The 9,706-nt window shown below is 57.7% G+C and carries 12 protein-coding genes; 1 reads left to right on the top strand and 11 read right to left on the bottom strand.

The genetic code is table 11. The features are described from left to right. Positions 1-172: 172 nt before the first annotated feature. The 9 genes from GZ093_RS18450 to soxC form a co-directional block, all read right to left on the bottom strand. The gene (locus GZ093_RS18450) at positions 173-604 is read right to left on the bottom strand and encodes a DsrE family protein (RefSeq protein ID WP_296488866.1); all 432 of its coding nucleotides are present in this window, start codon (positions 602-604) and stop codon (positions 173-175) included. A gap of 72 nt (positions 605-676) precedes the next feature. Then, complete coding sequence (locus tag GZ093_RS18445) at positions 677-1,165, bottom strand: DsrE family protein (protein WP_296488865.1); 489 nt, start codon at positions 1,163-1,165, stop codon at positions 677-679. A 9-nt stretch (positions 1,166-1,174) separates the two neighbouring features. Next, the gene (gene soxB / locus GZ093_RS18440) at positions 1,175-2,908 is read right to left on the bottom strand and encodes a thiosulfohydrolase SoxB (protein ID WP_296488864.1); all 1,734 of its coding nucleotides are present in this window, start codon (positions 2,906-2,908) and stop codon (positions 1,175-1,177) included. Between the two features lie 57 nt (positions 2,909-2,965). Beyond that, positions 2,966-3,619 (bottom strand): sulfur oxidation c-type cytochrome SoxX, encoded by a 654-nt coding sequence (soxX, locus tag GZ093_RS18435; protein WP_296488862.1) that lies wholly within the window; start codon positions 3,617-3,619, stop codon positions 2,966-2,968. 18 nt (positions 3,620-3,637) lie between these two features. After that, entirely contained in the window at positions 3,638-4,441 is an 804-nt protein-coding gene (gene soxA / locus GZ093_RS18430) for a sulfur oxidation c-type cytochrome SoxA (RefSeq protein ID WP_296488860.1), read from the bottom strand. 32 nt (positions 4,442-4,473) lie between these two features. Then, on the bottom strand, positions 4,474-4,785 hold the full coding sequence (gene soxZ / locus GZ093_RS18425) for a thiosulfate oxidation carrier complex protein SoxZ (protein ID WP_296488858.1): 312 nt from the start codon (positions 4,783-4,785) through the stop codon (positions 4,474-4,476). Between the two features lie 51 nt (positions 4,786-4,836). After that, positions 4,837-5,292, bottom strand: coding sequence for a thiosulfate oxidation carrier protein SoxY (gene soxY / locus GZ093_RS18420; protein WP_296488855.1), 456 nt, complete (start codon positions 5,290-5,292; stop codon positions 4,837-4,839). 57 nt (positions 5,293-5,349) lie between these two features. Continuing rightward, positions 5,350-6,450, bottom strand: a complete 1,101-nt coding sequence (locus GZ093_RS18415; protein ID WP_296488871.1) for a c-type cytochrome — start codon at positions 6,448-6,450, stop codon at positions 5,350-5,352. A 10-nt stretch (positions 6,451-6,460) separates the two neighbouring features. Next, positions 6,461-7,816 (bottom strand): sulfite dehydrogenase, encoded by a 1,356-nt coding sequence (gene soxC, locus GZ093_RS18410; protein WP_296488869.1) that lies wholly within the window; start codon positions 7,814-7,816, stop codon positions 6,461-6,463. Positions 7,817-8,265: 449 nt separating this feature from the next. Between soxC and GZ093_RS18405 the strand changes: the two genes are divergently transcribed. Further along, positions 8,266-8,595 (top strand): metal-sensitive transcriptional regulator, encoded by a 330-nt coding sequence (locus tag GZ093_RS18405; protein WP_296488853.1) that lies wholly within the window; start codon positions 8,266-8,268, stop codon positions 8,593-8,595. A gap of 56 nt (positions 8,596-8,651) precedes the next feature. On the opposite strand, the gene GZ093_RS18400 is transcribed toward GZ093_RS18405, so the two are convergent. After that, a complete protein-coding gene (locus GZ093_RS18400; protein WP_296488850.1) occupies positions 8,652-9,038 on the bottom strand; it encodes a thioredoxin fold domain-containing protein in 387 nt (128 codons plus the stop codon). A 265-nt stretch (positions 9,039-9,303) separates the two neighbouring features. Continuing rightward, on the bottom strand, positions 9,304-9,706 hold a 403-nt coding region (locus GZ093_RS18395; RefSeq protein ID WP_296488848.1), incomplete at its 5' end, for a heme-binding protein.

The raw sequence follows: 9,706 nt of genomic DNA, 5'->3' as shown, positions 1-9,706 counted from the left end.
GCCGCTTTCGTTTACATCAATGCAATGAATACCGCCTATCAAAAAATAAATCCAATACCTCTTGATTTGGTGGGAAGTCCCTGTAGGGGGCTACGGGCCAATTTTGCATAAATTAAGAGTCAGCCCCTGGCATCGCGGCGCGCCGCACGTGAACCTGTCGCCGTTTGCCTTCTCAACCGCTGATGTACGCCCAGCCTTCGCGCTGGCGCTTGATGATCTGACCAAGGCCTGCGGGCACGAAACCGATGTTGGGCAACATGTCCTCGCGCTTGAGCTTCTGGCGGCGCATCGAGATTTCGCAGGCGACCAGGTGCACGCCCGCTTGCAAGGCGTCAGCAGCCCGCGGGCCCTGGGTCGATTCGAGCTGGAGCACGCCGATACCCAGACCCAGCGCAACGATCTCCAGTTCGACGTTGCCATCCCCATAGACTTCACGCAGGTTGGTCAGGTAATTGAACGCCTGGTTCCAGAGTCTCTGTTCCGGCGTGCTGATCTGGATCACCACCCGCTCCTTGCCGGTCGGCACGGCGCTCTGGGCATGGGCCGTCGTGGCGGTGGCCAATGAAAGTCCGGCTCCGGCCAAAAGAGCAATGCGTCGCTTCATGGGTTTTCTCCTGGGTTCTAGGGTTCTAGGGTTCTAGGGTTCTAATCGGGTTTCAGGTCGGGATCGATGGCCTCAATCGCCTTTGACATAGTGCCATCCGTCACGCTGACGATCGAGTATTTCGATCAGTCCGCCCGGTACGTAGCCGATGTTCGGGAGCATGTCGTCCTTCTCCAGCATCAGCGCCTTCATCGTTTCTCCGCAGGCAAAAACCTTGACGCCCAGGCCCAGCACCGCCGCCACTTCCTTGGCCTCAGGCGAGTTGTACTTGAGCATGCCGATAGCCATGCCGTTCACGACGATTTCGATCTGCACGTTTTCCCGCCCTGCGTTTTTCGTCAGCGACATGGCGTTAGTCAGTGTCTGGTGCCAGCCCCGTGGGTCTGGGTTACTGACCTGTATGACGACGCGGTATCTGGGCGCCAAGGTTTCAGTGGCCGGGGCGGCGCTTTGCGCCCACAGACCCAGCGGCGCTGCCAGGAGGAGAGCGGCTGTCAACAGGGCGGGGCCCCGCATGACAAGTCTGCGGCGCAGCGCATTGGTGGTGTCCAGACCGTTCATGGTATTTCCTTATCCCAAGAAACCGGGGTTCGGCAGCACACCCTTGAGCTTGGGCGTGTTGAGATGGCGCTGGCTAACCTTTCCTCCAGTGGCCTGAAGCCATTGTTCCGCCACGTCCCAGACCAACTTGTGCCCGGCAGATTTGGCCTCTTCAGCCACAGGCGCCCATCCAGCAACCTTGTATTTCTTATCCGCCTCAATCAACTTGCCATTGAGTCGCATGTCGTCAATGCGTTGACCCATGGCAGCCAGTGGATTGCAGCTGTACTGCATACCACCCACCCGGACCATGTCACCGCCTTGCTGGTAGTAGGGATCAGGGTTGAACAGGTTGTCGCAGACGTCTTCCAACACGGTCTTGATGGTCGCGCCTGTCATCTCGGTGAGCGTGGCATAGGAATAGGTCGTGGCCGTCATGTCCATCAACCACTCGCGCGTGATGGCCTGGCCCGGCAGCAGACTGGTACCCCAGCGAAACCCAGGGGAAAATCCAATGTCGGCACCCTGCACTTGCATCAAGGCATCCAGCAGCAGCTGGTCGCCTGTGCCATTGAAGTTTCCGCGGCGATAGAGTGTGCCCTCGGTAATGGCAAGCTTCTCGGCCAGTTTCGCCTCGTACGGGGCGCGGACTTTTGAGATCAAGGCATCCATGTCCTTGTCAGCCGGGAGCATGTTGGCGAATACCGGCAGCAACTTGTAACGGAAGTCGCTCACCTTGTTGTCCTTGATCTCGAAATCAAGAACGCCCAGGAACTTGCTGTTGGAACCCGCATTGGTGACGATGGTTTTACCGCCCCTGTTGCTCACGATGCTCGCAACCGGCATGCCGTCGTGCGTGTGGCCGCCCAGGATGGCGTCGATGCCGCTGACACGGCTGGCCATCTTGAGGTCCACATCCATGCCGTTGTGAGACAAGAGGACCACCACCTGCGCACCTTTGCCTCTGGCTTCGTCTACCGTCGTCTGCATGTTTTCCTCTTGGATGCCAAAGGCCCAATCAGCGACCATGTAGCGAGGATTGGCGATGGGGGTGTAGGGAAATGCCTGGCCGATGATGGCGCAAGGCACCCCATTGATCTCCCGCATGACGTAGGGCTTGAATACCGGGTCGCCAAAATCATTGGTCTTGACGTTTTGGGCAACAAAATCAACTTTGCCGGCAAAGTCCTTTTCAATGATTTCCTTGACGCGTTCCATGCCGTAAGTGAATTCCCAGTGCCCGGTCATGACGTCAACGCCAAGCAGCTTGCACGCGTCCACCATGTCCTGTCCGTTGGTCCACAAGGATGTGGCAGAACCCTGCCAGGTGTCGCCGCCATCGAGCAGCAGCGCCCCGGGGCGGCTCGCCTTGAGGCGCTTGACCAGGGTGGCAAGGTGCGCAAAACCACCGACCTTGCCATAGCGCCGTGCGGCTTTTTCAAAGTCCAGACATGACAGCGCGTAGGCCTGCGCCGTGCCCGGCCGCACATTGGCGGTCTTGAGCAAGTGTTCGCCGACGAGATGGGGGAGGTTCCCCTTCATGCTGCCGATGCCCAGGTTCACATTCGGTTCGCGAAAATAAATTGGCTTGAGCTGAGCGTGGCAGTCCGTCATGTGCAAGAACGAAACCGTGCCAAAGCGGCCAATGTCATACAAACCATTGGAAGCAGTGGCCGCGTCAGCATCGGCATAGGCACCCATGCCCAGTCCGGCCATGGTGCCAGCCCCCAGCACCTGGACAAATTCTCGTTTCGTAAGATTCATGGTTCTGCACCCGCCGTTATGGTTGGAAGAGCCCGGATGCCCGGGCATCAACAGGGATCACTGGTTAACGGGTGATTTCGGGTCGAGCAGCAAGGCCACCACATGCTTCACCTGTGCTTCAGTCAAGATGCCCATATGCCCTGCCCTGGGCATGTTGGAACAGGCGTTGGACGCCTTGCTGTTCCAGACCTTGCCCCATGTGTATTCCACAATGGCTTTGGAGTCCGGGCTGTTGGGGTCCGTGACACCACGCAATTTTCCGTAGTTGTAAAGGCTTGGACCGATCGTGCCGAAGGAGATTTCCTTGGCGTCGATCTGGTGGCAGTTGTAGCAGTTGGCTCCGTTGGGCGTCGCCGCATCGTCCGTCCAGGTGAGGCCTCGACCACTTTGCGCAAGTTTCTCGCCTTGTTTCCAGTCGCCCAAAAACTTGCCATCAGCTGGCCAGCGTATGGATTTGAAATTCATGGCTTCAATGCGTTTTGCAGTGGCTTCATCGAGCGGCTGGCCACGGACATCGGCGGCACTGCACAGGCGACTGGTCTCATCGGTATCCAGAACCGAAACCTTGACAATGCCTTCGTCTCTGAAGGATGCCTTCACCGCATTGGCCGTGATCTGATCCAGGTCCATGGCGCTTGGCAAGGCGGCGCAACCTGCCAATAGAACGATCGAGGTGCTGGCAAGAAAGGTGATTCTTGATTTAATTTTCATGCTGTGTCTCCTGTTTGATCAACGTTTGATTGCGGGCGCAACAGAGACAGAACCTTGGCTGTTCACGCCCAGATAGACCCCCAGCGCAATGGTCACGTCAGAGCCAAAGCCCGGATAAGGAAAACGTTGCTGTCGATAGCAGTCGTTCAATCGTTGTTGCATTCCCCACATCTGGCCGTTGGAGACCCGGTAGGCTGGCCAGGCGGCAAAGCCCACGCCGTCACCCGGATTCTTGGTCAAATTCGGCAGATCCTGCAGGCGGATGCGTGTGCCATCTTGTCCGTGACAAGATGCGCACGCGAAGTCATGTGGTCCGCCTCGCTGAAAGAAAAGGCGCTTTCCCACTTCGTAGGAAATCTTCTCCTGGACATGGCTTTGTGGCAAGTTGAATTTGCCGCCCTTGGACTCCGCCGCCAGCCAGGTGGCCAGTGCGGTCACATTCTTTTGTTCGCCCTTCCCAAAGGGCGTGCTGGCGACCTCGGCAGCCTTGATCCCCTGCAGCGTTTCCATACAGCTCAGCAGGCGCGACTCCATGTCCTGCACTTTGTTGGTGTCGGAGAAGTAACGGGGGAGTTCGAGAAATACGCCTTTGACGATGCCGGGCCCCTTGCCTAGATCGCACTGCTCCAAGGACGCGTTCTTCGGCCCCCGTTTCTGTTTCCAGAGACTCTCGCCCTTGGCCTCAAAGAGCTCCGCCGGATTGCCGTCTTGCAGCATGGCCCGATACTCCTCGATGCTTTGCACCGTGGTCTTTTGCGCGTAGGCGACGGTCAAAACCAGGCATCCCAAGGCGCCGCCTGCAATTGCTTTCGATATTTTCATTATGTCTCCTCGTGTCGAAAATCAAATCTCCCTCAGGAAACCGTTGCCTCATCGGTACGGCTATCGCCCTTGGTGTCTTTCCAACTCACGGTGATCTTGTCGCCGGCCTTCGCTCCCTTGACGGTGAACTGCACAAATGGATTTTTTGAGACCGCAGGCCCCCACTCGGCGGTCATGACCACCGTGCCATTGTGCGACGCGGTCACCTCATTGATATGCCATGCGGGAACCACATTGCCCGCGGCGTCCCTGCGTTGACCACTTTCCATTTCGTGTGCCATCAGGACACGGACGGTCGCCTTGTCTCCAGCCGCTTGGGCGCGAATGCGCATCGGATCTGCCATGCTATTTCTCCTAAATTTGAATCAAAAAAACAAAAAAAACGAAACCAGCGATCAACCGCCGCATCCACCCAAGGTCACTTTGATTTCTTTTTTGGCGAAGAAGGCCTTGCCGTCGCTCATGACCGCAACCGCATAGACATCGGATGACTGGCCCATCTTGGAACGTGTGGCAAAGTTGGTTTCCACGCTGTCCGTCACATTGAACTGGGCGACCAAGGTGGAAGGGTTCTTTTCAACCAGAAGCAGCATCTGCTTGACACCGGTCAGCGTTGTGGCGGCAGTCAAGGGAACGACGGCCCCGTTCTCTGCAATGTCTGGGCCCCCGATCGTGACATCCTTGCTTTCGACCGGAGCGCTTGCGCTCAATGCCTTCATGACATCAGCCAGGCTCTTGGCCTCAAAAGCGGCCTTGTTATAGGCAAAGGCGTACTGCGGGAATAGGCCCGTGGCTGCCAACAGCCCCGCCACTAAGGCGCTTTGTTTCAGTGTCTCGCGACGAGTTTGCATGAAAATCTCCTTGGTTAAGTTCGAACGAAAAATGACTCGATAAAAAATGGACTGCGCCTATTTGGCGGCGCCGTTGGCCAACCAGACTGCAATCTGCATGGCCTCTGCTTCGCTCAAGGGCTGGGGTGGCATCGGGATGGGCCCCCACACACCGGCACTTCCAGCTTTGATTTTCTTGGCAACATAGTCGACCTGGCCGGCGTATTTCTTTGCCACGTCGGAATAGGCGGGTCCGACAATCTTCTTGTCCAGCCCATGGCACACGGTGCAGTTGTACTTCCCCAGCAGGGCAAGAGCCGCCTTGCTGCCTGCATTGGAACTTGCCGCTGGCTTGGGTTCAGCCAACTTGGACTGCGTTGGCTTTGCCTGCGGCGCTGTCGCAACCGGTGTGGCGGTCGCAGGCACGGCATCACCCGCCGCGCGCTCCGGGCGTGTGGTGTCGACACCATGCTGCGCTCCGATCAGTCGATTCTGCTCTGCCAGATTTCCATGCGCGTTGCGCGCAAAGTCAGGCAAGAGGGACGTCACTTTGACTGCAGGAGCGCAGTCTTTCATGCAGGCCACATTCTTCGTGTCCGGCTTGTTGACGCCGTGGAACTCCTTGCCGGGCCACAGGGCGTGTTCGGTCGTCATGCCATTTCGGTTGGGCATGCGCTGCTGCACTTCGCGAATATTCGTATCGGACAAGGAGAAGTCATCCGGGACAATGCCATTGAGGTTCAGAAGAAACGCCGTGACCGCATAGACCTCGCCCGTGGTCAGGGACTTCGGCGCCGTCCAAGGCATGGCTCGGTTGATGTAGTCCCAGATGGTTGAAAGCGTCGCCACCTTCATGAACGTGGTGCGACCCGGAAAGGTGGTATTGGTCAGGTTGGCCACCTTGCCGGTTTTGATGTCTTCCTTGGTAACACCCCCAGCCAAAGGGCTGAATACTTCGCCTGATTCACCAAAGAATCCGTGGCACGCTGCACACTTGGCCTCCCAGATATCTTGTCCCTGGGCCACAGTGCCGGAGCCGGCCGGCAGCCCCTTGAAGTCCGCACGCACATCGATGTCCCATGCGGCCACCTCTTTGGGCGTCGCGTCCCGTCCCACGCCAGGGTAGCTGCCGGCGGACTGAGCACTGGCGCCGGTCACTGTGACCAGTAGCGCCGTCATGCATAACGTTTCAAGAAACCTGGACATTTTTTACCTCCCCGCTCTCTTGCACCAGCCAGGATTGGATAGCGTTGTTGTGGTAGATCGACCTAGTGCCCCGCACCGCCCGCAACTGCTTGTAGGTGGGCTGAACAAAGCCAGTCTCATCCATGGCGCGGCTTTGAATGATGGCTGGTTTGCCGTCCCAATTCCAGTCCAGACTGAAGCGCGTCAGCGCCTTGGCGAGCACCGGCGATTCCAACCGGGCTGTTTGCCAGTTGCGTCCACCGTCCACTGAGACGTCCACTCGCTTGACCTTGCCACGGCCTGACCAGGCCAAGCCCGTGATGCTGTAGAAACCCTTGTCCAGAAGCACTTGACCTCCAGAGGGCGTAGTGACGACACTCTTGCACTCTTGAATGCTGGTGTACTGGCGATGCAGCCCATCGGGCTGCAAGTCCATGTAATGGATCGCTTCGTCCTTGGTGGCAAAAGGCATGTCTCCCACTTCCAGGCGCCGCAGGTATTTCACCCAACTTACCCCTTGCACACCAGGAACAACCAAGCGAAGCGGGTAGCCCTGCTCTGGTCGCAGCATCTCGCCGTTTTGGCCATAGGCCACAAACACTTCGCCCGATTTGACAAGCTCCATGGGAATGGTGCGCGTCATCGACGATCCCTCCGCCCCCTCTGCCAGCACAAACTTGCCGGCTTTCAAATCCGCACCAGCCATCTCCAGCAGCGTGATGAGCGGCACACCGGTGAACTCACTGCATGAGATCATTCCGTGGGTGTACTGCACCGTGGGTACAGCCACGTTGCCCCAGTCGACCGCCGTATTGGCACCGCACTCAATGAAGTGAAAACGGGAGACGGCGGGCAGCCGCATGATTTCGTCGAGCGTGAAAACCTTGGCAGCCTTCACCAAGCCATTGACCATCAGACGGTGCTTGGAGGGGTCAATGTCCCACCAGCCCTGGTGGTGGCGCTCAAAATGCAGGCCGCTGGGGGTGATGATCCCGAACAGCGATTGCAGCGGAGCAAACGACACGGACGATTGTGTGGTTTGCGTCAAGCCGGGACTCTGACGTCGCAAAACATTGGATTCATATTGGGACGGCGCGCCATAACTTCCTGCTGCGGACACACCCTGACCCAAACCTTTGCTGTGCTCGGGCAAATTCAAGATATTCAAATCGCCATCTTCACTGGCCGCTAGCTTGCCTTGTGCCATCGCAGCGGGAATGGCAGCACTCGCTGCAGCCGCTGCAAATGCCAGGCGTATGAAGTCGCGCCGACCATTCTTCGCCTCCGCAAAGACGGTCTTGATTTCGGCCTGATTCAAGAAGTTTTCTGGCGCCTTCAGGAATCGTCCAGCGCTTAACATTTTTTGTCTCACCAAATTTCCTTTAACGATCGGCATCAGCCACCTCTTCACATCAAAATCAAAGACATCCGTGAAGGCCACCTCAGCTTCACAGGGTCTTCTGAACGCTTCATCAACTCACAGGCAAGGTCACAAAGGTCACCAAAATCGGCAGCAGTCGCGATTCAGAACGGTCCAGAACGGTGCAACTTCTTCAGGAAAAAAATCCAAAATCGAGAATTCTTATGCCGATTGAGTCGGTGCCTATAAGGCGCCTGCCCATGTTGCGAGAGTATTTGTTTGGGCCTGTCTTTGATCCTGGTCAAGATTACATCAATCTTGTCGAAAATCTATTGGTAAGAACCCTATACCCTGCGGGGTAGGGTATCCACCCAAAAAACCATTCAGCTCGCATGCCATGGTGATCTGGCAAACTAGCAATACTGCAACCATCGTCACACCGAATCCAAATGGTCACCAAAAAAACACCGAGTCAAGCCAAGACAACGGCAACCACCGCCGCAGTCGTTTCAGACTTTCGCGCTGAGCACCAGAAGGACGTGTTGAACCGGTTGCGCCGAATCGAAGGACAGGTGAGGGGCCTGGTCGAGATGATCAGCAATGGCCGACCCTGCGAGGAAGTGGCCCTGCAAATGTCTGCGGCGCGAAAGGCCATGGACAAGACCTTTTACCGGATGATGACCTGCTCGGTGATAGAGGCAGTTTGTGACTCGAAGACTGAGGCGCAAAGACTGGTCGAGGTGGAGCGCTCCGCCCGCCTGTTGGAAAAATTCGGTTGATCAACGACAGACTAAAAAACCCCTTGTGCGGTCAAGGGACAGCGCAGAACAACAGGCTACGTCGCTTTCAAGACCGCCGCGTGCGCGAGGCGTAAGCGGTCGTCAAGATAGGCGCCATAGAAGTCCGGCGTGTAGCCCCCCACCAGGCGCTCGGCTATTTCCGCGCCTCCCGCTCCAAAGAACAACACGGTGGGGGCAACTTTGACAGTCCAACGGCGAATCAATTCATCGTGGGTGAGGGTTGCGCCTTGAAAGTCTTTGACGATCCGACTGCTGCGCATGTCAACCTGCACCACGTGCAGTCCCTGCTGTTCCCTCATGGGGGCAAGGTAATTTTCACGGACGATCCTGCAAAACGGACAACCTTCCAGGCTAACCATCACCAACAGAGGACTGCGTTTCCCCAGTGCCTGGGAAAGTTCGTCGGCCAATGACACGGCCATTGGCAAGGTTCTTGCGGCTGCCAGCCCCGCACGGCAAACCAAGGCGGCCCCGCCAGCCAACAGGAAACGCCGCCGTGCAAGGGCCGTTGACGCGTCTACCGTCCTGCTGGCTGTGAATGGGGCTTGCGGCATCAATGGGTCTCGTGTTCGAGTAGCAGGTAGGTGTTGCAGGCGTTCATGCGGTTGGCGAGCCGAGCCGCATCCACCACATTTTCATTTGCATGAGCGTACCTGGAAAAATGATGCGTGCAGCTCTTCGGCTCAACTAGAACTCAATCGCCTCTGAGATCGACCGTATGCCGGCCTGCGCGCAGGCCTCATCGGCCTCGCCGCCTGGCGCGCCTGAGACCCCAATGGCACCGAAGACTGTGCCGCCACCCTCGATGGGTAAGCCACCGCCAATGGCAAGCATGCGTGGCGTACTCCGAATGCCGCTCATCGGCTTGCCCGGCTGCGTTTCCAGCGCCAAAGCCAGCGTGGACGTGCGAAAACTGGCTGCCGTCCAGGCCTTGTTGGTGGCGACGTCCACCGTGTGAGCCCCTGCGTAGCGATCGCGCAGAAAAACCTGCGTCAGGCCCGCCCGATCTACCACAGCGACGCCGACTTGGTATCCCTGCTGTCGACAGAACTCCATGGCGGCTCGGGCCGCTGTCAGCGCGGTTTCAGGC

This window comes from Rhodoferax sp. (assembly GCF_010365055.1).
Taxonomy (GTDB): Bacteria; Pseudomonadota; Gammaproteobacteria; order Burkholderiales; family Burkholderiaceae_C; genus Rhodoferax.
This window is presented reverse-complemented; position numbering and strand designations above follow the sequence as displayed.